At 48.8% G+C, this 24,180-nt stretch carries 24 protein-coding genes and 1 tRNA gene; 14 read left to right on the top strand and 11 right to left on the bottom strand.

Annotated elements, in window-relative coordinates:
* Window positions 1-123: 123 nt before the first annotated feature.
* The gene (gene rdgB / locus HXZ99_RS10225) at window positions 124-729 is read left to right on the top strand and encodes an RdgB/HAM1 family non-canonical purine NTP pyrophosphatase (protein WP_194757204.1); all 606 of its coding nucleotides are present in this window, start codon (window positions 124-126) and stop codon (window positions 727-729) included.
* Complete coding sequence (gene hemW, locus HXZ99_RS10220) at window positions 726-1,886, top strand: radical SAM family heme chaperone HemW (protein ID WP_194757203.1); 1,161 nt, start codon at window positions 726-728, stop codon at window positions 1,884-1,886. Before rdgB ends, hemW begins: the two co-directional genes overlap by 4 nt.
* Here the strand turns inward: hemW and trmB are convergent, their stop codons facing one another.
* Window positions 1,887-2,603 carry a tRNA (guanosine(46)-N7)-methyltransferase TrmB gene (gene trmB / locus HXZ99_RS10215; RefSeq protein ID WP_194757202.1) on the bottom strand — a complete coding sequence of 239 codons (717 nt, stop codon included), beginning with the start codon at window positions 2,601-2,603 and terminating at the stop codon, window positions 1,887-1,889. It abuts the gene before it with no gap.
* A gap of 100 nt (window positions 2,604-2,703) precedes the next feature.
* Between trmB and mutY the strand changes: the two genes are divergently transcribed.
* From mutY to HXZ99_RS10185, 6 genes are all read left to right on the top strand, one after another.
* Window positions 2,704-3,708: an A/G-specific adenine glycosylase gene (mutY, locus tag HXZ99_RS10210; RefSeq protein WP_194757201.1), complete on the top strand. Its 1,005-nt coding sequence runs from the start codon at window positions 2,704-2,706 to the stop codon at window positions 3,706-3,708.
* Between the two features lie 99 nt (window positions 3,709-3,807).
* Entirely contained in the window at window positions 3,808-4,080 is a 273-nt protein-coding gene (locus HXZ99_RS10205; protein WP_194757200.1) for an oxidative damage protection protein, read from the top strand.
* Between the two features lie 150 nt (window positions 4,081-4,230).
* The gene (gene proB / locus HXZ99_RS10200) at window positions 4,231-5,346 is read left to right on the top strand and encodes a glutamate 5-kinase (protein ID WP_194757199.1); all 1,116 of its coding nucleotides are present in this window, start codon (window positions 4,231-4,233) and stop codon (window positions 5,344-5,346) included.
* Window positions 5,343-6,614 carry a glutamate-5-semialdehyde dehydrogenase gene (locus HXZ99_RS10195; protein ID WP_194757198.1) on the top strand — a complete coding sequence of 424 codons (1,272 nt, stop codon included), beginning with the start codon at window positions 5,343-5,345 and terminating at the stop codon, window positions 6,612-6,614. Before proB ends, HXZ99_RS10195 begins: the two co-directional genes overlap by 4 nt.
* A 60-nt stretch (window positions 6,615-6,674) precedes the next feature.
* Window positions 6,675-6,750: transfer RNA gene (locus HXZ99_RS10190), tRNA-Phe, on the top strand.
* Between the two features lie 96 nt (window positions 6,751-6,846).
* A complete protein-coding gene (locus tag HXZ99_RS10185; protein WP_194757197.1) occupies window positions 6,847-7,149 on the top strand; it encodes a YciI-like protein in 303 nt (100 codons plus the stop codon).
* On the opposite strand, the gene HXZ99_RS10180 is transcribed toward HXZ99_RS10185, so the two are convergent.
* The 5 genes from HXZ99_RS10180 to HXZ99_RS10160 form a co-directional block, all read right to left on the bottom strand.
* A complete protein-coding gene (locus HXZ99_RS10180; RefSeq protein ID WP_194757196.1) occupies window positions 7,146-7,616 on the bottom strand; it encodes a hypothetical protein in 471 nt (156 codons plus the stop codon). The genes HXZ99_RS10185 and HXZ99_RS10180 overlap by 4 nt on opposite strands.
* A 45-nt stretch (window positions 7,617-7,661) precedes the next feature.
* A complete protein-coding gene (locus HXZ99_RS10175; RefSeq protein WP_194757195.1) occupies window positions 7,662-8,123 on the bottom strand; it encodes a methyltransferase family protein in 462 nt (153 codons plus the stop codon).
* 104 nt (window positions 8,124-8,227) lie between these two features.
* The gene (locus tag HXZ99_RS10170; RefSeq protein ID WP_194757194.1) at window positions 8,228-9,007 is read right to left on the bottom strand and encodes a dienelactone hydrolase family protein; all 780 of its coding nucleotides are present in this window, start codon (window positions 9,005-9,007) and stop codon (window positions 8,228-8,230) included.
* 82 nt (window positions 9,008-9,089) lie between these two features.
* On the bottom strand, window positions 9,090-9,545 hold the full coding sequence (locus tag HXZ99_RS10165; protein WP_194757193.1) for a VOC family protein: 456 nt from the start codon (window positions 9,543-9,545) through the stop codon (window positions 9,090-9,092).
* Window positions 9,542-10,264, bottom strand: coding sequence for an SGNH/GDSL hydrolase family protein (locus tag HXZ99_RS10160; protein WP_194757192.1), 723 nt, complete (start codon window positions 10,262-10,264; stop codon window positions 9,542-9,544). Before HXZ99_RS10160 ends, HXZ99_RS10165 begins: the two co-directional genes overlap by 4 nt.
* An 84-nt stretch (window positions 10,265-10,348) precedes the next feature.
* Here HXZ99_RS10160 and HXZ99_RS10155 point away from each other — a divergent pair, with 84 nt between their 5' ends.
* Together HXZ99_RS10155 and HXZ99_RS10150 are read left to right on the top strand one after the other, a co-directional pair.
* A complete protein-coding gene (locus tag HXZ99_RS10155; RefSeq protein ID WP_194757191.1) occupies window positions 10,349-11,983 on the top strand; it encodes an FAD-binding dehydrogenase in 1,635 nt (544 codons plus the stop codon).
* 45 nt (window positions 11,984-12,028) lie between these two features.
* Window positions 12,029-13,759, top strand: coding sequence for a thiamine pyrophosphate-binding protein (locus tag HXZ99_RS10150; protein ID WP_194757190.1), 1,731 nt, complete (start codon window positions 12,029-12,031; stop codon window positions 13,757-13,759).
* A gap of 42 nt (window positions 13,760-13,801) precedes the next feature.
* Here the strand turns inward: HXZ99_RS10150 and HXZ99_RS10145 are convergent, their stop codons facing one another.
* On the bottom strand, window positions 13,802-14,824 hold the full coding sequence (locus HXZ99_RS10145) for a helix-turn-helix transcriptional regulator (RefSeq protein WP_194757189.1): 1,023 nt from the start codon (window positions 14,822-14,824) through the stop codon (window positions 13,802-13,804).
* Between the two features lie 72 nt (window positions 14,825-14,896).
* The gene (locus tag HXZ99_RS10140; protein WP_194757188.1) at window positions 14,897-15,829 is read right to left on the bottom strand and encodes a LysR family transcriptional regulator; all 933 of its coding nucleotides are present in this window, start codon (window positions 15,827-15,829) and stop codon (window positions 14,897-14,899) included.
* A 195-nt stretch (window positions 15,830-16,024) separates the two neighbouring features.
* Between HXZ99_RS10140 and HXZ99_RS10135 the strand changes: the two genes are divergently transcribed.
* Window positions 16,025-16,501 carry a GNAT family N-acetyltransferase gene (locus tag HXZ99_RS10135; protein ID WP_194757187.1) on the top strand — a complete coding sequence of 159 codons (477 nt, stop codon included), beginning with the start codon at window positions 16,025-16,027 and terminating at the stop codon, window positions 16,499-16,501.
* Between the two features lie 69 nt (window positions 16,502-16,570).
* On the top strand, window positions 16,571-17,854 hold the full coding sequence (locus HXZ99_RS10130; protein WP_194757275.1) for an anti-phage deoxyguanosine triphosphatase: 1,284 nt from the start codon (window positions 16,571-16,573) through the stop codon (window positions 17,852-17,854).
* A gap of 7 nt (window positions 17,855-17,861) precedes the next feature.
* On the opposite strand, the gene rsuA is transcribed toward HXZ99_RS10130, so the two are convergent.
* Window positions 17,862-18,557: a 16S rRNA pseudouridine(516) synthase RsuA gene (gene rsuA, locus HXZ99_RS10125; protein WP_194757186.1), complete on the bottom strand. Its 696-nt coding sequence runs from the start codon at window positions 18,555-18,557 to the stop codon at window positions 17,862-17,864.
* Between the two features lie 128 nt (window positions 18,558-18,685).
* On the opposite strand from rsuA, the gene HXZ99_RS10120 reads away from it, so the two are divergent.
* Both HXZ99_RS10120 and HXZ99_RS10115 read left to right on the top strand, forming a co-directional pair.
* Window positions 18,686-18,814, top strand: a complete 129-nt coding sequence (locus tag HXZ99_RS10120) for a DUF2256 domain-containing protein (RefSeq protein ID WP_194757274.1) — start codon at window positions 18,686-18,688, stop codon at window positions 18,812-18,814.
* Between the two features lie 17 nt (window positions 18,815-18,831).
* The gene (locus tag HXZ99_RS10115) at window positions 18,832-20,436 is read left to right on the top strand and encodes a cryptochrome/photolyase family protein (protein ID WP_194757185.1); all 1,605 of its coding nucleotides are present in this window, start codon (window positions 18,832-18,834) and stop codon (window positions 20,434-20,436) included.
* A 151-nt stretch (window positions 20,437-20,587) separates the two neighbouring features.
* On the opposite strand, the gene HXZ99_RS10110 is transcribed toward HXZ99_RS10115, so the two are convergent.
* On the bottom strand, window positions 20,588-21,889 hold the full coding sequence (locus HXZ99_RS10110; RefSeq protein WP_194757184.1) for a Glu/Leu/Phe/Val family dehydrogenase: 1,302 nt from the start codon (window positions 21,887-21,889) through the stop codon (window positions 20,588-20,590).
* A 137-nt stretch (window positions 21,890-22,026) separates the two neighbouring features.
* Complete coding sequence (locus HXZ99_RS10105) at window positions 22,027-24,051, bottom strand: NADPH-dependent 2,4-dienoyl-CoA reductase (RefSeq protein ID WP_194757183.1); 2,025 nt, start codon at window positions 24,049-24,051, stop codon at window positions 22,027-22,029.
* Window positions 24,052-24,180 lie beyond the last annotated feature (129 nt).

Genomic DNA, 24,180 nt, shown 5'->3' with positions numbered 1-24,180 from the left:
CTGGTGAATCTTAATAATCGATAATACCACAGGGGTTTATCTGCGCTATAATGGGCATCGGATTTATTTCCTTCCTATACATATCTTTAACTAATTGAAATTCAAATAAAACAGGAACACGTGATGACGACCTCCCCCCGTCAACTGGTACTTGCCACAGGTAATCCGGGAAAAGTAGCTGAACTTGCCGACCTGTTAGCCCCCATCGGTTGGGACATTACTCCGCAATCGGCGCTTGGTGTCAGCGACGCCGATGAAACTGGGTTAACCTTTATTGAGAATGCAATTATTAAAGCCAGACACGCGTGTATGAGTACGGGCCTTCCGGCACTAGCGGATGACTCTGGTCTATCCGTTAAGGCTTTAGGGGGCGCTCCCGGTATTTATTCTGCTCGCTATGCGGGACCGAACGCCAACGACCAAAGCAACCTTGAAAAGTTATTGGCAGCACTCCAAGATGTTCCAGAAGCGGAGCGTCAGGCAGAGTTTCATTGTGTCCTCGTTTTTATGCAAAGCGCCGATGATCCTACGCCTTTGGTGTGTCATGGTCGTTGGCCTGGCCGCATCGCCTTTGCAGCCTCAGGTAAAGGTGGTTTTGGGTATGACCCCATATTTATCCCAGAAGAAAAGTCCTGTACTGCCGCTGAATTAAGTAAAGAAGAAAAGAAAAAACTCAGCCATCGCGGACGCGCACTGCGCATGTTGCTCGAGCAAATGAGTCGCCAATGACAGCACCAAAGCTCCAATTACCTCCGTTGAGTTTGTATGTGCATATCCCTTGGTGCGTACAGAAGTGCCCTTATTGTGATTTTAATTCTCACGCCCAACCTGAAGTAATCCCTGAGGTACAATACATTGCTTGTCTTCTTGATGATCTCGAGGCCGATTTAAACTATGTTCAAGGCCGCGAACTCACCTCGATTTTTATCGGTGGTGGAACGCCCAGCTTATTCTCTGCAAACGGCATTGCGAAACTATTAGCTGGAATTGAAGCGCGAATTCCGTTTTCTAAACATATCGAAATTACACTTGAGGCAAACCCAGGCACCTTCGAAACTGAACGTTTTGCAGGTTTCCAACACGCTGGGGTAAATCGTCTTTCTATCGGCGTGCAATCACTGCAACTCGCGCAGCTCAAACGACTTGGCCGCATTCACGATGCCAATCAGGCTGAAACTGCTGCAAAACACGCAGCAAGCCTCGATTTACATTCGTTTAATCTGGATTTAATGCACGGATTGCCGGAACAAACGCTGGCTACCGCCATCGCCGATTTAGAGGGCATTATCGCTTTAAATCCACCCCATATTTCTTGGTATCAACTTACCATTGAGCCCAATACCCTATTTGCAAGCAAACCGCCGATACTCCCAAACGATGATATTCTTTGGGAGATCTATGAGCAGGGCCACCAAATTTTAGCTGCGGCGGGTTATGAGCAATACGAAGTAAGTGCCTTTGGAAAGCCAGGGCATCGCGGCCAGCATAATTTGAACTACTGGCGTTTTGGTGATTATTTGGGGATTGGCTGCGGCGCGCATGGAAAAATAACCTTACCTGAACAGCAACGAATTATTCGCACCGAGAAAATAAAACATCCTCGGGGTTACCTTGATCTCACCCGACCCTATTTACTTCGACAATGGGACGTGGCGCCAACCGACCTTGTGTTCGAATACTTTATGAATCGATTACGCTTACTTGAGCCGATTCCGAAACAAGAATTTAGCGACCGCACGGGATTGCCCATCGAGCTGGCGGAAGAGGCATTGCAAGACGCTGTTCGCGATGCGCTCATTCAAGATTCTGCCGGCACATGGCAAACAACCGCCCGAGGGCGGTTGTATTTGAATAAGGTGCTTAGCGATTTACTTCCTGATAATTAGCTAAACTGCCGTAAACTTCATATCCCAAACACCATGCCCAAGCCGCTGGCCACGTTTTTCAAATTTGGTAAGCGGCCGCTCTTCGGGACGAGGAATATAGGTATTATCGTCCGCTTGATTCGCAAACCCAGGAGCGGGGTTCATCACCTCAAGCATATGCTCTGCGTAATTTTCCCAATCCGTTGCCAAGTGTAAAACGCCACCTAGCGTCAATTTTTTGCGCAGTAAAGCAACAAAATCAGGCTGAATAAGCCGGCGTTTATGATGACGTTTTTTGTGCCAGGGGTCGGGAAAAAAGATTTGAACCTTGCTTAAACTTCCGTCGGCCACCGAATTTTGCAAAACTTCCACAGCATCATGTTCGATTACACGAAGATTGCTCACCCCTTGGGTTTCTGCTTCGAGCAAGCATGCCCCAACACCAGGCCGATGTACTTCAATGCCGACAAAATTGAGCTCGGGAGCGGCTTTTGCCATCTCTACCAAGGAGTGCCCCATACCAAAACCAATCTCGAGAACCACCGGATGGTCATTGCCAAAGATCTCGCCAAAATGAAGCGGGGTGTCCACATAATCGATGCCCATATGCGGCCATTGACGCTCGAGTGCACCCGCCTGCCCTTTGGTTAAACGGCCTTCGCGGCGCACGAAACTGCGTACTTTACGGATATAAACACCCGTCTTGCTCTGTTCTGGTGAGGAATTCTGCTCTGTCATCGTTTATGAACCTGTTACACTCGGTTGTTCGTAACCAAATGGTCAATTACATTCGGGTCGCCATTATCCAATCTGGTGACGGAAAAACAAGCAAACTTGTATGATTCAACCAAAAAACTTCGTTGCAACTGTGCTTTCATGGCAGGCAGCTCACGGGCGTCACCAATTACCCTGGCAGCATCCCGCCACGCCTTACCGCGTGCTTGTCTCCGAAATTATGTTACAGCAAACCCAAGTGGCCACCGTTATCCCTTATTTTGAACGTTGGATGGCACGATTTCCGACCCTCACACGCTTGGCAGAAGCATCTGAAGATGAAGTTATGTCGCTGTGGCAAGGCCTCGGCTACTACTCGCGTGCCCGTAATCTGCGTAAAGCAGCTAAGTATTTGGTGCAAGAGAATCATGGCGAATTCCCGCGCGAACTAAGCGATATTCAATCTATTCCCGGGGTGGGACGCTATACCGCAGGTGCAATTAAATCTTTTGCTTACGATGAGTATGGCCCGATTGTTGATGGCAATGTGCGGCGCTTATTTTGTCGTTTGTTTGGGGTTGAGGGCGTTCCAAACACTAGCAAAGTAGATAAGCAATTGTGGGCATTAGCCGAACGTTATACCCCCACAGAAAACAACCGTCGCTTCGCCCAAGGCTTGTTAGATCTCGGCGCCACCCTGTGCACGGCACGCAACCCTAACTGCCAACAGTGTCCGTTTGCGGAGCACTGCGTTGCCTTGCGAACCGACATGGTCGACCAATTGCCAACCCCCAAACCGAAAAAAGTGATTCCGCAACGCATCGGACATTTTTTATGGATACAAAAGCAAACCGACATTTATTTGGAAAAACGCCCCGCACATGGCATTTGGGCATCACTTTGGAGCTTGCCAGAACTTACCGAAGCTCCTTTTAATGCAACCCTTAAAGGCCAATTCCAACATACATTTAGCCACTATAAACTAGACGCAAAGATTTGGACGGTGAACGAACCTCCCACTCATGAGTTACGAGAGGCCACCGCAGAGCAATGGGTGTCGCTTGATAGCCTCAGTGATATAGGTTTACCCGCACCCATTCGCAAATACATTGAACATCAGAAAGCGTGAGCAACCTCGTGTAATCGCAGGCTTATGATATGATAAGTCACACCTAACAGCCTTAATTTACTGTGTTCTTACTTGCGAACGAAATTTTTGGAGAAAACCATGACAAGAACAGTTTTTTGTCAACGATTACAAAAGGAAGCAGAGGGTCTAGATTTCCAATTATACCCTGGAGAGCTCGGACAGCGAATTTATCAAAATATTTCGAAAGAAGCCTGGGCTGAATGGCAAAAAAAGCAAACCATGCTGATTAACGAAAAACGCCTAAACCTTATGGATCCAGAGGCCCGCGCCTTGATTGAGAAAGAGATGGTTGCATTTTTATTTGAAGGTAAAGATGTACAAATTGATGGCTATGTACCACCTGAAAAATAAGCGATTCACGAACATAACTTATAAAAATACCGTGAATTGTGTGTATAGCGAATGAAAATGCCATTTACAGCCGTTTTACAAGGTGGTCGGTGGCGATAAAAGGCTCCCTGTGGTAGACTTCGCGCCTCGATTGACCAACAGGGAGTCTCTATGAAAATCCCAGCCTGGCGAAGAGCAGTCATTAAAGTCGGTAGTGCTCTTATCGCGCCAGATGGAAACGGGTGCAGTTCCAAATATCTTCTCGCCATCGCTCGCTTTATTAATGAATGCCGTGAGCGCGGACAAGAAATTGTCCTGGTGTCATCTGGATCCGTTGCAGCAGGCCGACATCACTTCGATTTTGAGCACAACAATGTTCCGGTAGTCCTGAAAAAGGCCATGGCCGCTGTGGGGCAGACCCACGTTATGGAAAGCTGGCAACGGTTTTTCGATTTTCCCTGTGCCCAAGTTCTTATGACCCACGATGATTTACGTGATCGCGAACGCTACATTAGTATTCGCAACACAGTAAACACCTTGCTCGAGCATGGCATTATGCCCATTGCGAACGAGAACGATGCACTTGCAACAGATGACTTAAAAGTAGGTGACAACGACAATTTAGCGGCGATGGTTGCCACGGTTGTTGATGCCGATGCCTTGTTTATCTGCAGTGACATTGACGGACTCTTTGATAAAGATCCGAACAAAAACAAAGATGCCACGCTCATGCCTGTGGTAGATGAAATTAATCAAGATATTTATGCGCTTGCAGGTGGTTCAGCGAGCGCCGTTGGTACCGGTGGTATGCGCACTAAAGTAGAAGCCGCCGAGAAAGCAACAACCCATGGTATTGATACCTATATTTTAAACGGCCGCAAAGGCAGTAAGTTTGAAGTGCTACTACGCAACGAAAACCCAGGTACGCTGTTTAAAGCCAAAGAAAACCCGTTAAGTAATAAGAAGCACTGGTTGCGCCACACCCTCATTGCCCAAGGTGAGGTTCTAGTCGACTCAGGCGCGGTTGGAGCATTACGCGACGACGGCGCATCATTACTTAGTTCGGGTATCGTCGATATACAAGGAAACTTCGATCGCGGCGATGCAGTACTCATACGCAGTGCAGAAAACATGGAAACGATCGCTAAAGGTATATGCCGGTACAGCTCACATGAGCTTATCCATATTAAAGGTCAATCCGGCAGCGCCATCGCTGAAGCTTATGGGTATAGCCCTATCAGCGAAGTCATTCATCGCGACGATTTAATGTTATGGAGTAAAAAATGAGTAACCAATCGCATACAAATACCGAATTAGCTCAGGATATTGCAAAGCGCGCGGCCAAAGCGGCCCGCTCAATTGCCACCTTATCCACCGAGGATAAGAATAAAGCACTACAACGCATGGCCGATGCTATCCGCGCCCACACCGACGCAATCTTACTGGCCAACGCCGAAGATTTACGGGCCGGCGAAGCAAAAGGATTAGATGCGGCCATGATGGATCGCTTGGCGCTTGATCAAGCACGTATCAACGACATGGCCAGCGCCATTGAAGAAATCATCGCCCTGCCCGATCCTGTCGGCGAAAGCTATCTGCTTGAAGAACGCCCCAATGGCATGCGTGTCGATAAAATGCGCATTCCTCTGGGTGTGATTTGCATGATTTATGAAGCACGCCCCAATGTTACCGCCGATGCAGGCGCTTTATGCTTTAAGTCAGGTAATGCGGTGATTTTACGCTGTGGACGCGAAGCGATTGGCACCAGTAAAGTCATTGCCGAAGCCATGCACAGCGCAATTGAAGCAAGCGGTTTGCCCAAAGATGTGATTACGGTTGTTCCTACCCCAGACCGTGATCTTATGGCAGAGCTTCTCAAGCAAAGCGATCATATCGACTTAGTGATTCCTCGCGGCGGCGAAGGCTTAATCCACTACGTGAGCGATAACAGCAAAATCCCTGTCATCCAACATTACAAAGGCGTATGTCATTTGTACGTGGATAAAGACGCGGATTTAGATAAAGCGTTACAGTTATTACTCAACGGTAAAACTCAGCGCACCGGCGTGTGTAACGCCCTTGAAGGATTACTGGTGCATGCAGATGTCGCCGATACCTTCTTGCCTATGACTGCGAAAGCGTTAGCCGAGAAGCAGGTGAAAGTTCATGCCTGTGAACGGTCAATCGAGCATTTCGACGGCGCTGAAGTTATCGCTGACGATGCATTTGGCGTGGAATATTTAGCCCTTGAGCTAGCGGTTCGCACAGTGCGCGATTACGACCATGCCGTCGAGCATTTGGATGCGTTTTCTAGTGGCCATACGGATGTTATCTGTACTGAAAATGAAACGACAGCGCGGCGTTTTATTGCAGATATCGACTCCGCTGTGACCATGTGGAACACCTCATCACGCTTCTCTGATGGCGGTCAGTTAGGTTTAGGGGCCGAGATTGGCATCTCTACTTCAAAGCTTCATGCTTACGGCCCCATGGGCCTACAATCGCTTACTACAGAGAAATTTGTGGTTACCGGAACCGGTCAGATTCGCGAATAGCGGTTGACAGAAGCCGCTAAAACGAGTCTAATACCGCCCGCATCGAAAGATGCACGGCATGCCCAGATAGCTCAGTCGGTAGAGCAGGGGATTGAAAATCCCCGTGTCGGTGGTTCGATTCCGCCTCTGGGCACCATTATTAAAGAAAGCCTGTCCTTGCGGACAGGCTTTTTTATTTTCAAATTTGCGACCTTTGTGTGTACGATAATCTTATCTAACGTAAGAGGTTCAAATGCACTATTTACTCTTCTATACCGACTTAGCAGATAACTATGTAGCAAAGCGCGAGGCCTTCCGCGATGCGCATCTTGCCCATGCCCGTGCGGCGGTTAAACGGGGTGATTTAGTCCTCGGAGGCGCCCTTGCCGAGCCTGTCGATGGGGCGGTTTTACTATTTCAAGGTGACAACAGTCGAGTCGCTGAGTCCTTTGCAGAAACAGACCCCTATGTGCTGAATGGGTTAGTGGGCACATGGACAGTCCGGCCTTGGACAACGGTTGTGGGCGCCGATGCAGCCGTAAAACTTACGGACTAATCGTCACTCACTTGCGGGCGAGGGGGCACCACTAAGAAATTAGGTACAGCCCGCAATTCCACATAATCTTTGTGATACATATCCATGTATATGCCCGTGACTTCAAGCTCATTGTCTACGAAGCACGCCACCTGATACACATCCACTATAGAGCCATAAGGCCCGTCACCTACATTTCCGGTTCGGCGAAAAGAAACGCGACTTCCATCTCTGCAGCGTAGCCGTGATAAATACTCCTGTTGTCCGCGTGGCATATAAGCGCGCACCGGGTTCTCAAAGCTACCTAACGGATACTGCTCAATAACGGCTAAAAGCTCAGGGGTAATCTCCCCTTGGGCTCCGGCCATGGCGGCAAATAGCTGTTGTTCGAAATCACCTTCCTGCTGCGACGGATAGGTTGCTGTATCGACACTTTGGCAACCACTTAATACCACCAAAAAAGCTATAGAAAGCACGATTTTTTTCATTGTAAGTATCCTTTCTCTCACCATACCCATCGTTTTAACCAAGGTTTATATCCAGCGCCGAACTTGCTTCATGTATTGCGTAAACGCCTCGCCGAATTTCTCACTTAAGATGCGCTCTTCTGGGATAATTTGGAAGCGGTTCATATACAAAATAAACAAAGGCAACATCACCAAGCTCACCACATTGCCTAGGTACACCGCCACACCACAAAGAATTATAAAGAAACCCAAATACATGGGATTACGAGTCATTTTATAAATACCACTACGCACTAAGTGGCTAGATTCTTCCGGTTGAACCGGATTTACCGTCGTGTTGTGTTTACGAAACTGTAGAAAGCCCAACAGCGGAAGCAAAAAGCCCAGTGCAACCAAGCCGATACTCAACTCAAACTGTGAGGGAAAGCTAAAACTTGGACGTGGGAATAACCAACGCAATATCAGCATGTCGATGATAAAGATCAGAACGAGCAATAGGGGTGGGATTTTTAACTCTAATGTATTCATCGACAGCACTCGAATAGTAAAACCGAAAAACCAATCGATTTAGTGTATACCATACTTTTAATAAAGCACGCACCACCCCTTGGCCACTGATAACAGGACGCAGTTTAAAGCGTGTCTTTTAAGAACTGCTGAAACTGCTGCCAGCTCGCGCGATCCGCATCTAAGTGATAATCACTACTCCACGGCACTGTAAACGAATGACGCGCACCACCATATACATGGGCGTTATGGCTTACGCCTGCTTCATTGAGCGCATCAAGTAGAGCAGCAAGATCATCCATTTTCGAACCCGTTACCGGATCTGCAGAGCCGTGCAAAATTAGAATAGGGGCCGTCACATCAGCATAATTTTGTCCGTCAGGAAGTGATAACCCGCCATGAAATGACACAAATCCTTGTACTTTCGCGCCAGCGCGGGCCATTTCGAGTACCGCCGCTCCACCGAAGCAATAGCCGATCACCACAACGTTATCGGTTCCTCCTGGAATATTCGCGATTTCAGCAAGACCCGCCATCAGTCTGTTACGAAATTCTTCTCGATTCTGATACATCTCTGCCGCACGCTGCTGATTCTCCTGAACCGATGTTGGTTGCCGGTCGCGCCCATAAACATCGATGGCAAATGCGGTATAGCCTAAGGCAGCTAATTGATCGGCGCGGGCCTTCTCATAATCATCCGGGCCACTCCAATCATGCACGATCATTACAGTGCCCAAGGATTGCTCGAGCCGACTATTGTAGGCAACGTACCCTTCGTATTCGATACCATCAATTTCATAGACATAGGACTCGCCTACCAAGCCTGCCTGCGCTGCTGACGTCAGCAAAACGCAGCTAACCATGCTGAGGGCAATGAAACCTAGCCATAATTTTAATAATTTCATGTTATTTCTCCGCACAATGTCGTTTCAGATCAGCAAGCTCACCTCGCTGTTGCCTCGTTACGCAGAGAAGTATAGTTAGGATCTAGAGTTCGGACAGACCGGGATTCCAAACAATTTCCCACAGGTGCTCATCGGGGTCGGCAAATACGCCCCCGTAGCCGCCCCACGGGAATGGCTTAGGCTCTCGTAAAATTGGTGCACCTGCGGCGCGAGCGCAGGCGATAAGGCTATCCACTTCGCTGGCGGTCGTTACATTATGCGCCAACATCATTCCCGCAGGATCGCGCGGGCCTAGGCTGAGTTGATGTTCAAAAGCAATGCTCTGTCGCGGCCAAAGTGCTAAACGCAATCCTGGCTGCAAATGAAAGAACGCCACGGCGCCGTTTTCAATCTCCTTGCCAACAATACCCTTTGTTTTAAAACCTAAACCATCCCGGTAAAAAGCCACTGAGCGTTCTAAATCATCGACACCCAAGGTAATAAAACTGACCGATGGGCTACTAAAAGACGATGGCGTTTGCTTATTCTGGTCGCTCATAATTTGGCCTCCGCAATTCTTCGGGCAATCGCGTCTGCCCAGAGTGGGTAGCCCTTCTGTCCCGGATGAAAACCATCACTTGCCATTAATTCGGGATCTAATGGAAATGCGACATGCAACACTTCGCAGTGATCATTTACCGCTGCAACGGTATCTAGTTCACGGGTTAGGCGTTCCGCCTGACGCCCGAGAAACCAGCGCAGTGGTTGCGGTAACGCAGGAAAACTATGCATGGGAGGCACAGCAGTAAGAATGACGTGCTTGGCCGCATACTTACTCGCTAATAATTCCACTAACGCCTGCTGTTGGCGGCGAAATCGATAAGGAGAAATATTACGAGTAACATCATTAACCCCGAGCGATGTCACCACTACATCAAACTCACGTGCTTCTCGTATATGTAACTTGATCAGCGCCATCGCCGTCGTATCGCCATTTTTTGCCCACAAACACCAGTGAATTGCTCGGCCTGGGAACGTTTGCTGTAAACAACTTAACAACTGGCCGCTTAACGCATGCTCTTGAGTCGCAACCCCCACCCCAGCACCGGCAGAATCCCCCACAATTAATATCCTCAGCGGTTTCGATTCTGCGTTGCCGGCAATCACGCCTTCACGCGGACCTTCAGGTTCAGGCAGGCGCGGGGTATTAGTGCGCACATAGCGCGCTTGTTTCAATAATGCGGGCGCCAGTATGATTTTCGCGAGAGATGTCAGCATGGATTGTCGTTATTCCGTTGAATTAGTGTTAAAACTATACCTGATCTAGGCTAAAAACTTCGAGAAATATACGTGGAAACCTCAATGCCATTAACGTCGCAAAGCAACCCGCATCATTATAGCTCCGATGTATTGATTATTGGAGGTGGCCTTGCTGGGATCACCGCGGCCATTGAAGCTTTAGATGCGAACCTACGTGTGACTCTGGTTGATGCAGAATCTGAAGATGCCTTTGGTGGACAAGCGAATCAAGCGTTCGGCGGCATGCTGCTGATTAATACTCCGGAGCAACGCAAAAACGGCATCGAAGATTCGCCTGAGCTGCTCTTTCAAGATTGGTGTAATGCCGCACAGTTCGGCGACAACGATATTTGGGGAAAACGCTGGGCTCACGAATATGCATATCATTGCAAAACTGAAATATATGATTGGTTACAGCACAAAGGGATACGCTTTTTTCCAGCGGTACAATGGGTAGAGCGCGGCAACTATGGCGACGGCAACTCTCGCCCTCGCTATCACATTGCATGGGGATGCGGTCGTGGCATCGTGCAAACCCTGATTCAGCAGCTGCGCAACCATGCAAATAATGATCGCCTCACCTTACTATTTGAGCATCGTGTCGAGTCTCTTGCCATCTCCAACCGTCATGTTTCCGGTTGTGTGGGCCTAAACTCTGAAGAAAAGGCGTTTTCCGTTCAGGCAAAATCGACTCTGGTATGTTCCGGCGGGATCAACGGAAATTTAGAGCAGGTGCGTCGCCATTGGGATCCTATCTATGGGACATGTCCTAACAACATTCTGAATGGCGTTTCTCCTGCCGCTGACGGTTCTATGCATAACGCCGTATCAGATATTGGCGGTCAGGTGATTAATCTAGGATACATGTGGAATTACGCAGCAGGAATAGCGCATCCCAAGCCCCAATTTCCTCAACATGGTTTGAGTCTCATCCCTCCACGCTCTGCGCTTTGGTTTAATGCGATTGGGGCACGTATTGGTCCGGCTCCGATGATCACCGGCTTCGACACCCATGATCTGTGCAAGCGTACAGGACAGCAACCGGGCCAATTTACATGGCAAGTCATGAACTGGCGTATTGCAGCAAAGGAACTTGCCATTTCCGGCACGGATGAAAACCCGCATTTTCGAGATAAGAAAATGTTGAAGGTAATTTGGCAAACATTGCGAGGGAACCATAAGTTAGTGCATTGGCTCACCACTCACTGCCCTGATGTGGTTATGGCAGATACACTCGACCAGCTGATCGAGAAAATGCAAAAGCTTGAACCGAACTTCACTATTGATGCGAAGCAAATGCGTGCCGACATCGCCCACTACGATCAGCAAATTAATTTGGGCGCCAGCTTCTGGAATGACGATCAGTTGCGTCGCCTGCAGCAGCTTCGACAGTGGCGAAGTGATCGCTTACGTACATGTAAATTTCAAAAAATTATCGACCCTAAAGCGGGGCCGCTGATTGCGATTCGAGAACGAATTATAAGCCGCAAAAGTATGGGCGGCGTGCAAACGAATTTAAACGCTCAGGTGCTAAACATGGAAGGCATTGCCATTTCTGGTCTTTACGCCGCAGGTGAAGCGGCTGGATTTGGCGGCGGTGGGATCAGTGGAATTCGCTCCCTTGAGGGCACGTTTTTATCAAATTGTATCTTTAACGCCCGGCGGGCAATAAAGGCGATTACAACAGCGGCGGAATAAATCGCCGAGGAATACTACGCGCGTTAGCGCAGTGGGAGACGTTTTATGAAAAAATCAGGAGCTGCATTAGCACGTTATGCACTTGAACAGCTCGGTATCACACATACCTTTGGTATCCCTGGGGTGCATAACACCGAGTTATATGATGAGCTAAATGCTTCTGAGCAAATCCATCCTGTGCTTGTCGCCCACGAAGGCGGTGGAGCGTTTATGGCGGACGCCGTCAGTCGCATGGGGGATACCATTGGAACTATGGTCATTGTGCCCGCAGCTGGCGTTACCCACGCCGCAAGCGGTATTGGTGAAGCCGGCCTCGACGGCATTCCAATGCTGATCATCTCGGGCGGAATTCATACGCAAAGTGGGCATAGATACCAGTTGCATGATATCGACCAACATACCCTGCTCTCACCCATCACGAAAGCCACGTTCCGAATTGAGAGCCATGCTCAGGTGATCCCAACGATCTATGAAGCCTATCGCATCGCAACCTCACAAGAACCTGGTCCGGTTTTTGTGGAGCTGCCCTACAATATTGGTAACTTTTTAGGTGACGTTGAAGGCATGCCTGCCTTTGAACGCAATTCTGCTACACCGCAAGTGGATAAAACCTTGCTCAAACAGGCGGCACAGCTGTTAAGTAGTGCCAAAAAGCCCGGTATATTTGTGGGCTGGGGCGCAATTCCGGCAGGCAATGCACTAATAGAGTTAGCCGAATACTTGGGCGCTCCGGTATGTACTACATTGCAAGGGCTTAGCGCCTTTCCGGGCAATCACCCGCTACACACAGGCATGGGTTTTGGCGATTACGCGGTACCTGCAGCAGCGCAAGCCTTTGCTGATTGCGATTGCCTACTTGCCATTGGTACACGCTTCGCCGAGATCCCGACCGGAAGCTACAGTATGCCGGTGCCAGATAACCTTATTCATTTGGATATTAACCCCGATGTATTCAGCGCAAATTTCCCGGCGAAAATTGCCGTGGGCGGTGACTCTAAGCAGTCGGTTCCGCTGCTCCTGAACGCGCTGAAAGAATCGATGGATGCACGCGATAGCAGCAACATTAGAAAAGATATCGCCCACGCAAAGGCGAGTTATAAAAAAGAGTGGTTAAACTACAACAGCGGTGATCGGGTCAATCCCGGTATCTTTTTCGATGAGTTACGACGACAGCTAAATGACGATGCCATTATTGTTGCTGATGACGGAAATCATACCTTTCTCATGGCCGAACTCATGCCTGTTCACGGGCCTCGTCAGTTTATTTCTCCAAGTGACTTTAATGCCATGGGTTACTGCATTCCTGCAGTTATCGGCGCCAAACTTGCCAAACCCAATCGACAGGTTGTCGGGGTGGTCGGCGACGGCGCGTTGAAGATGACCGGATTAGAGTTATCGACTGCCAGCCAATTAGAGTTGGGTTGCGTTGTGTTTGTATTCAATGACGGCGAACTATCGCAGATCGCGCAGGCACAGCAAATTCCTTACAACCGCAAAACCTGTACGGTATTAAAGCCGCTAAATATTAAGGCCCTTGCAGAAACAACCGATTGTCGTTTTATGGCTTTAAACAGCAATGACTCATGTGAACAAGTCATTGCTGCCGCTTTAAAGGCAGCAGACAACGGCGAGACAGTGCTAGTTGATGTGCATATTGATTACAGCAAACGGACGCGATTCACCCAAGGGGTAGTGAAGAGCACTTTAAAACGCTTTGAAACCCGAGATAAAATAAGGGTAATTAGCCGCGCGTTAATCCGTAAAATCACCGGCTAATTGACCGCCAGCTCGCGGGCAAACAAACCCGCGAGCGCATAACTACGACCGCGCTGCGTTGTACCGCTTAGCCGCTTGTTGTAGCCGTTCGGCGATGCCCTTACGCAGCGTAGTAGGCTCAAGTACTTCCACCAACTCAGCTAACGAAAGCAGCCACCAGCGAAGCTGCCAGGAGTCATTTACCGTTGCACTTAAGGTTGAATACTCACCTAGGTTGGTGATGCGTTGATCCTTGCTCAACGGACTCTCCGTAAGTAGCCGAACGACATCTGCAGAGTATATCTTGACGCGCAATACCAATGTTTTCCCTGCACTAAACTGGAAAGCGCCCTGCTCCACGTAGGCTTGCAAATCAAATGACTGAGGCGGATGACAGGGGGCATCCTCTTGCACCTGTGCCGATGAGATCCGCTGCAGAGCAAACATACGTACGTCGTCATAACCTTCCACACGAGCAATCAGGTAGGTGACGGTTCCGCGCTGAACTAAACCTAGCGGGTGCAGCGTCATGGTCTTCGCTTCCGGATGGCCCATCGAGTGATATGCAATGTGAACGCAGCGCTCGTGCAGCAACGCCAATTGCACTTGGTCGAGCACCTCCTCATTAATTTCCGGAGGCAACTGAGTCAGCATGGCTGGCACATGGGCTACTTTCTTACTCCAATTTAAAAGCTTTTGGTTAGTCCCCAAACTATTCAGCTTCGCCCGAGCAAGCTCAAAGCGCGGTTGGATCGCTTGAAGCACCGAGTGCGGTAATAAGGGTTTTAAGGTTTCTTCTACTAAGGTTAACGACATGGCTTCTGCCAAGGACACTCCCGGCAAATCTACACTGGCATCGCGCAGCCAGTACCAACCAAAGGGCCTACTTTTGTCGTTGCATTGAATGGGAAACAGACAACTTAAATCGCTAAGATCACGTTCCACTGTGCGTTTACTCACGGCAAACCCCTCGTCAATTAAACGTTGGGTGAGTTCACCACTGGTAATTCCAGGGCCGCGGGATGGCAGCTGCTTGAGTAATTCCCATTGACGGGTAACTGTTTGTCGGGTTCCTTGTGCACTCATCGTTCTCTCCGTGAAAACTAGACAACTAAACTGTACCTTGATACGGGGATACTCGGCAAGCATTTCGCAATCTCAGCGAGTGTCGTTTTGCTCTGCAATCAAGGTAACCAAACGTTCACGCAACCATTTTATGCGAGGGTCTTGGTGATAGCGCTCATGCCAATACAAATAGAATTTTACTGGACGTTGTTGAATTAATTCAGGTAATTCACGAATCACGAGATCACGCCCCACTGCAATACGTTCGGCAAGGGGTTTAGGTAATGTAAAAATAAGATCGGTGCCTTCAAGAAAGTCGGCAACCGAAGTAAAGCCTGCAAGCCGTACTGCCACACTACGGCTTAAACCCACTTTGGCTAACACGTCATCCATTGAGCCGGGACCATGCCCAGTAATCGAGACTAAACCATGAGGAGCTGCCGCATATTCCTTCACGGTAAAAGCTTTATGGGCGAGCGGATGCTCGTTCCACATTAAGCAAACCACCGGGACTTCCGCTAAAAGGCGCCGATGCAATGAATGCTCGGCATTTATCGGATGCAAGCCACTTAAACTAAAGTGCACTTCATCGCGCTCAAGCATGGGAAAACTATCCGACTGCTGACGCACAACTTCAAAGCGCATGCGGGGAGCGTGCTGACGCACGTAACGAATCAATGCAGGAAAATACAAACCCACTTCGAGATCTAAGCCGGTAATTCGGATCAGGCTCGCATCTGTTTTTGGATCAAACTCAGGGGGCTCCACCAACTGATTTAAATCGCGGAGAACTGGCTTCAACTCCGCGGCAAGTTTCTCTGCTCTGGAGGTTAACACCATTCCAAAACCACTACGCACTAATAAAGGATCGGCGAACCCTTCACGTAATTTCGTTAACGCTCGGCTCACCGCCGGCTGGCTCATATTTAGTTTCTCAGCCGTGCGCGAAACATGGCGTTCCTGTAACAGCACATCGAGCACAATCAACAGGTTTAAGTCTAACTTACGTAAGTTGGGTGAAATCATCAGAGTCTCCCGCAATTGGCGTACTCACCTCTTTGTATTCGATTCTCGCATAAATTGCTAGATAACCATCCTTTTTTTGAATACTTATTGATTACAACCAGATACCTACCCTATATGAATACTACGAGGCAAACCCATAGTTATGGTAATCTCAGGTTATAAAGGTGTTTTGTTGTCACTGAAAAGGAGAATTGAATGATACAGGTTCGCCTTGCTAACGCTTCTGATATCGGTGAAATAGCGGTTATGGAGCATGCCGAATATGGCCGAGAGGGGTACCCTGAACTATTTTTCTGGCAAGCCTTACATCAGTGGCCTCATGGCTTCTTTGTCGCTGAAGATGACACGGACCATTCCACAAGCCAATCTGTACTGGGTTACATTTTATACGCCCCCGGCGCAGGTAAAAATCACATCTGGTGCATGTCTCTGCTCAGCAGCCCCCATGCTCGCGGCCGAGGTGTCGGCAAACGCCTATTGCACGAGTCGCTAAGGCACTTAGCCAAACTTAACATAGATGCTATCGAACTCACGGTAGCGCCTAATAATACTCAGGCCTGGGCCTTGTATTCCCAGGCAGGATTTCAAACACTCGCAGAATATAAAGACCACTTAGGGAAAGGGGAACATCGATTACATATGCTATTGGCTGATTTATCCGCCTATCGCTAGTTCCTCGTTGCATTGCGACAGAAAATTCACGTAACATCACTAGGCCACTCAATGAAAAAAGGTAAGCGGATGGATGCACAATGGCAAGCGCGCCGTTCTGGGGCAGAACCAACCCGTCCAGGAGACTTAAGAAACCCATGGCAACGGGATCGTGCCCGCATTCTTCATTCAGCCGCCTTTCGACGCCTCCAGTCGAAAACCCAAATTATGAACGTGGGTGAGAATGATTTTTACCGTACCCGTCTCACTCATAGTCTCGAAGCGGCGCAAATTGGCAGCTCATTGATTAATCATTTAAAGCAAAGTGCCGACGCTACAATTCGCGAACTTTTGCCAGATGAGAATTTAATGGAAGCCCTGTGCCTTGCCCATGACATCGGGCACCCGCCGTTTGGGCACGGTGGTGAAACGGCATTAAATTACAAAATGCTAGGTTCTGGTGGCTTCGAGGGGAATGGGCAAACCTTTCGTATCCTGGGTCGGTTAGAATCCTATCACGAGCATCATGGCATGGATTTGTGCCGGCGCACCCTACTTGGACTACTAAAATACCCGGTCGTGATGCCTGAATTCAGCCAACCCACCGAAGCTTATCCTCGGTCGTTGGCCGAATGGAAGCCAGCAAAAGCGGTATTTAAATCAGAAGCAGCGCTTCTCGATTGGGTTCTTGCGCCATTAAGCAGTAGCGACCGCGAACTCTTTCAACAGGTTGATAAACTGGAGCGCTCCCCATGGCAACGCGCCGTTTATAAATCTTTTGACGCGTCTATGATGGAACTGGCTGATGACATCGCCTACGGTGTGCATGATCTTGAGGATGGCGTGGTCACCGGCACGCTTAGCGAAGCCCAGTGGCATGCACATATGGACCCCGTCATTTCCTCGCTCGATACGCCGTTACGCGACTTAATGACCGACTTGAGTAAGCAGCTTTTCTCGAGTGCTCACCATCAACGCAAAAACGCTATTGGCGCCATGGTGAATATATTTGTCACGGCAATCTATGTTCATGAGGTGCTACCGAGCGCAGAGTCGCCTTTAATTCGTTTTAACGCATGGCTGCCAACGGCCCAGCGCGAACTTTTAAACGCATTGAAATCGGTCGTTTTTGAGCACGTCATTAATCAACCGGCGATTCAGCAACTGCGCTACCGCAGTCAGAATATGCTGCTGCATCTGTTTGACGCGTTTCACGCAGAGCCCACCCGTTTACTCCCGCGAAACACACGTACTCGATGGGAACGGGCGTTCTCAGAGCACGGTCAGCAAGGCGCTGACCGAATTCTGTGTGATTATATTTCAGGGATGACCGATGATTATGCGGAGCGCATGTATCGGCGATTGTTTGTTTAATTAGAGATTAACCCGCTAACTGGGCAACCTCAGCGGCGGTTAAATCGCGAAACTCGCCCGGTTCGAGGTCGGTATCTAATTGAACGCCGCCAATGGATTCCCGATGGAGCGTTTCTACCTTATTGCCAACTGCAGCAAACATCCGCCGTACTTGATGATAACGGCCTTCGGTAAGCGTAACTAAGGCTTCATGGGCTGAAATAATCTCCAAGTGCGCTGGCTGTGTCAGGGCAACTTCCCCATGTAACTTTAAGCCTTGCTTAAAGGCCTCAACGTGCTCCGGCAGCAGTGGCTCACTCACCTGAGCGCGATAAACTTTCTCACATGCATGTTTCGGTGAGGTAATACGATGTGACCACTGGCCATCGTTAGTCACAAACAGTAAGCCCGATGTATCCAGATCCAAACGGCCGACTGTATGAAACTTTTCCGGATTCGGTAGATCAAGATAGGAGAAGACCGTCACATGGGACAGATCGTCATTGGCACAAATGCACCCTACCGGCTTGTGGAACATAATGTAAGTGGGCCCTAAGAGGGTGAGCGTTGTACCATTCCACTCAACCACGGCATCTTCAGGAACATGCACTGCCCCTTTCTTTACCACGTCACCGTTTATTGTAATTTCGCTACGATGAAGTGTGCGCGTCGCTTCTTTACGACTCATTCCCGTAGTTTCTGATAAAAATCTATCTAATCGCATAAATAAAAGAACCCAATGCCTATTTTCTACGTAGTCTACACTATCTTGAAATGCGATTGGCATCTGAACGCCAATCTTCTGTGACCGTTTACCGATAGCTTGGAGCAATCACAGTGCCCCACAACAAGATGTATTTGCCCACAAAGGTATGTCCAATCTGTCATCGACCTTTTAGTTGGCGAAAAAAGTGGGAAAACCATTGGGGTGACATTAAGTATTGTTCTGAGCGTTGCCGACGAGCGCGAAACCTGAAGTAGTATCTAGGACTCACACCATGGCGCTTTGGTATCATTCACGACAACTCCCTAAAGCACTCAGTGCCTATCGGGAGATTCGACTTATTCTGGGCGATCAACTCAATGCTACTCACTCGTGGTTTGCCGATAATGACGAGGGCGAAGTACTTTATGTCATGATGGAGATGCGACAAGAAACTGATTATGTCACCCATCATCGACAAAAGATTCTCGCCTTCTTTGCATCTATGCGCGCCTTTGCCGATGCGTTAGGTACCCTTCACGACGTGTTTTATATGCGTTTAGATAGTGATGAAAACAAGCAATCTCTCGCAGACAACCTCACGTGGTTGCTCGATCTGACGGGAGCTCAACAGCTAAGTTATCAGCAGCCTGATGAGTATCGTTTAGACCACCAGCTCCGAACCATGCCGTTACCCTCAGGAATAAGTCGCACCTGCGTCTCTAGCGAGCATTTCCTTACTGAACGTGATGCCTTAAGCCAATATTTTCCAAAGCTGGAAAACGAGTCGACAGAACCTCAGAAGGTTCTGCGCATGGAGGTTTTTTATCGCCAAATGAGACAGCAGACTGGCTATCTCATGGACGGCGACAAGCCTATAGGGGGGCAATGGAATTTCGATCACGAAAACCGCAATAAACTGCCTGATAAAGAGCCGATTCCCGAGCCATTAACATTCAAAAATGATGTAAGCCATATTGATGCGACCCTAACCAAAATGAAGGTAAAAACCATAGGCCATGCTGATCCTAAAGAGTTGGTCTGGCCGATAAGTCGCCGACAGGCACGCGAGTTAATGAGCCATTTCATCCGCCATTGCCTGCCTAAGTTTGGTCGCTATCAAGATGCACTGAGCGAACGGGGCTGGTCGCTATTTCACGCCCGCATTTCCTTTAGCTTGAACACAAAGATGCTCAGCCCTAAAGAAGTAATTGAGCGTGTCTTAGCCGCCTATGAAAAAGATCCTGACTCGATCAACATCGCGCAAGTAGAAGGCTTTATTCGCCAGATTCTCGGTTGGCGGGAGTATGTTCGTTTAATTTATTGGCATTTCATGCCCGAGTATAAAGAGCTCAACTACTTTAATCATGAGCGCCAGCTGCCAGCATACTTTTGGACTGGCGATACCAAAATGCGTTGCATGCAGCGGGCTATCACACAATCACTTGATTATGCATACGCACATCATATTCAACGCTTAATGGTGACGGGCAATTTTGCATTACTCACAGGCATCAGCCCGGATCAAGTGAACGCGTGGTATCTAGGTATTTACATCGATGCCATTGAATGGGTCGAGTTACCTAATACCCATGGCATGAGCTTATTTGCCGATGGCGGTCTATTGGCATCGAAACCCTATGCGTCATCTGGAAATTATATTAATAAAATGGGCGATCACTGTGCTCAATGTCATTACGATGTGAACGCAAAAACCGGCAGTAAGAGTTGCCCGTTTAACACCCTGTATTGGCATTTTATTGATCAAAATGTAGAAAGTTTTCGGAATAATCCGCGCATGGGATTGATTGTGAATCAATGGCAAAAACGGAAAGAGGCAGATCGTGCTGCCATATTAGAACAGGCGAACACTTGGCTACTTGATCTTGACTCACTTTAATGAAGTGGCAACGGACACTGTGAAGAACATTCATGGGGCTGCAAACGAGCACGTCTACCCTGAAGAAAACCTCCGAACTAGGGAGGTTTTCTTCAGTTCTGGAGCAAATAAAGGATACTTATCGATGTGATTGGCGCGGCTTTTTGGCTAGCTAATCGCCATTAAAATAGCCTTGATTTCCGCGGTCGTCCATGGCTTGTGTAATTCGCCGAATTCCTTGCATATAGGCCGCATTACGAAAGGAAATATTTTCGTTTTCAGCAAGATCAAAACAGGTGGCGGCTTCTTCGGCGATTCGCGCTCGCATGCGCTCGCCCACTACTTCTGCCGTCCAGTAATCACCCGTTCGATTCTGAATCCACTCGAAGTAACTCACAATCACGCCACCGGTATTGACCAGCACATCCGGTAACACTGGGATACCACGGTCGGCGAGTATTTCATCGGCTTTACTCGTTACCGGGCCATTAGCAATTTCTAAAACAAGACCCGCTTGAATATCCTTTGCGTTGTCTTTGGTGATTTGATTTTCTAATGCAGCAAGCGCAAGAACATCCACGTCTAATGTGAGTAGTTCATCGTTATCGATATGATCGACATCTTTCTCGTCATCCACCGATTTCTCCGAATAGACGATTCCTTTTAATTCTTTGGTGCGATTTTTATGTTCCCAAATCGCATGCACATCAAGGCCCTCATCGGAGTAAACCGCACCTTTTGAGTCCGACACAGCAACAACTTTAAAGCCAAGCTTTTGTGCCGCGCAGGCAAAATAGTAGCCGGCATTGCCAAAGCCCTGAATAGCCACCGTCATCGACGATGGATCTCGATTATTTCGTTCACTCCAGATTTTTAGAACTTGCAGGGCACCATCGCCGGTTGCCGCTATGCGTCCCTCTGAACCACCAAGACCCAGTGGTTTCCCGGTAATTACGCCGGGTAATTGGCCACGAGCAATATTTGAATACTCGTCTGCCATCCACCCCATAATCGTTGGGTTGGTATTCACATCTGGGGCCGGAATATCCATATCCGGACCTAAAATATCGTACATCGCCCGCATATAGCCCCGCGATAGACGTTCCAGCTCCATTCTTGATAGTTTTTTCGGATCTACTTTTACCCCACCCTTGGCGCCGCCATAGGGAAGATTTACCACAGCGCACTTAATTGCCATCCAAAAACTAAGTGCCGTCACTTCTCCAACATTCACATCAGGATGAAATCGAATACCCCCTTTTCCTGGCCCCCGGGTCGTGTCGTATTGCACTCGCCACCCTTGGAATACGCGCAATGCGCCATTGTCCATGCGCACTGGAATCGCCGTTTCAATCACCCGCTGAGGCTGGGCTAAACGCTGACGTGCATCCTCGGAAACATCCAGTCGCTCATAAATAAACTCGAGGCGGCCGCGAGCATCATCAAGTACTTTTGGGGCGGTCGTTTTGCTCATTCAGGTTCTCCATGTGTATTGCGATACTACGTATGAATACGCCAAGTTTACTGATCGCTAGCAGTGAAATAAAAAAGCACTTACTTTCGCAAGTGCTTTCAATATAGTTCAGGATACGCGGTTTAACTCAAAATTGATCAGAGTTTTGCAGCAACTTCCGCTCCCTGACGTATTGCCCGCTTGGCATCAAGCTCCGCCGCAACATCAGCCCCGCCTATTAAGTGTACACGCAAGCCCGCGTCTTCAAGGGGCTGTTGCAAGGCTCTCAGCGGCTCTTGGCCAGCACAGATCACGATATGATCTACTTCGAGCAGTTCTGACTTTCCGTCCCGTTCAATCTCGATGCCGCGATCATTTATTTCTTTATAGGTGACACCATTGATCATCTTCACGCCTTTGTGTCGCAGTGCATTGCGATGCACCCAACCCGAGGTTTTCGCCAAACCGGCACCCACCTTTGTTTCTTTGCGCTGAAGCAAATAAACTTTGCGCGGCGACGGGTCGGCCAGAGGCTGCTCCAGCAGCGCTCCAGGATTTTTATAATCTTGATCGATACCCCAAATTCCGTGCCATTCCTCTGGATGAAGGGTAGGCGACTTCTGCGTGGTTAAATACTCCGATACGTCAAAGCCAATACCGCCAGCACCTATCACTGCAACGCGATGGCCAACTATGGTGTGGTCACGTAAAACATCAAGATAACCGAGTACTTTTTTCGACGCTATCCCCGGAATATCAACCCGCCGCGGCAGCACCCCAGTCGCCAAAATCACATCGTCAAATTGTTGCCCTTGTAGGCTTTCCGCACTTTGTTTGGAATTTAAATGCAAATGAACCCCTGCATCTTTTACACGGTTTGCAAAATAACGAATGGTTTCATGGAACTCTTCCTTGCCCGGAATTTGCTTCGCATAATTAAACTGGCCGCCTATTTCTTTGGCCCCATCAAATAAATGCACTTCATGGCCGCGTTCGGCGGCAAAGCAGGCCGCTGCTAATCCCGCTGGCCCCGCGCCCACCACTGCTACTTTCTTGGGCTGCTCAGTGGGCTTCATGACCAATTCCGTTTCATAGGCAGCCAACGGATTGACCAAACAACTCGCGCGCTTGTTTTCAAACACATGATCAAGACACGCTTGATTGCACGCAATGCAGGTATTGATTCGATCAGCTTTGCCGTTTGCCGCTTTGTTCACAAAGTCAGGATCGGCCAAAAACGGACGCGCCATCGAGACCATATCCGCTTCGTTGTTGGCTAGAATGTCTTCGGCAATGTCTGGCGTATTAATACGGTTGGTGGCAACCACTGGCACCCGCAGTTCTTGTTTGAGTCGCGCCGTAATCCAGCGGAAGGCAGCACGCGGAACCGAGGTGACAATGGTAGGAACTCGCGCTTCATGCCAGCCAATACCGGTGTTGATAATAGTGGCACCAGCCTGCTCTACGGCTTTGCCTAGGGTAATCACCTCATCAAGGGTGCTTCCCTCTTCAACTAAATCCAGCATGGATAAGCGATAAATCACGATAAAATCTTCGCCAACCGCCTTTCGCACTGATTTTAGAATTTCTAGTGGAAAGCGAATTCGATTTTCAAAATCACCGCCCCAGCCGTCAGTGCGTTTATTGGTTCGGCGACAAATAAATTGATTAATCAGATAGCCTTCCGAGCCCATGATCTCCACACCATCATAGCCCGCTTTCTGTGCGAGTTTCGCCGCACGTGCGTAGTGCTTTATGGTGCGCTTTATCTGAGCATCCGACATTTCTTTAGGTTTAAACGGCGTAATCGGGGCCTTGATTGCACTGGGTGCCAAACTAAATGGATGATAGGAATAGCGCCCCGCATGCAAGATTTGCATGGCAATCTTGCCGCCTGCAGCATGTACCGCATCCGTCACCCGCCGATGTTTGCTCACTTGAAAGCGATTGGATAACTGACTTGCAAATGGCGCTAACCGTCCCCGCACATTCGGACTAATCCCCCCTGTCACGATTAAACCGACACCTCCGCGCGCACGCTGCGCGTAAAATTCGGCGAGCTTTTCAAAGCCACCTCGTTCTTCTTCTAAATTGGTGTGCATCGACCCCATTAGTACTCGGTTTTTAAGCTGAGTGAAGCCCAAATCTAGGGGGGCGAGCATATGCGGATAATGTTGACTCATGTGCCTTAATTCCTCTGGTCTTACCTCTATGCAATTCACTCTATCCGCTTCTTGCGACACGTACAAGCACAGGTGTACGCTGAGATGGTTTAATCACCTTTTTCATAGGAAACAATCGTGTTCACTTAT

The organism is Aliidiomarina indica, assembly GCF_015354615.1.
GTDB classification, from domain to species: Bacteria; Pseudomonadota; Gammaproteobacteria; order Enterobacterales; family Alteromonadaceae; genus Aliidiomarina; species Aliidiomarina indica.
This window is presented reverse-complemented; position numbering and strand designations above follow the sequence as displayed.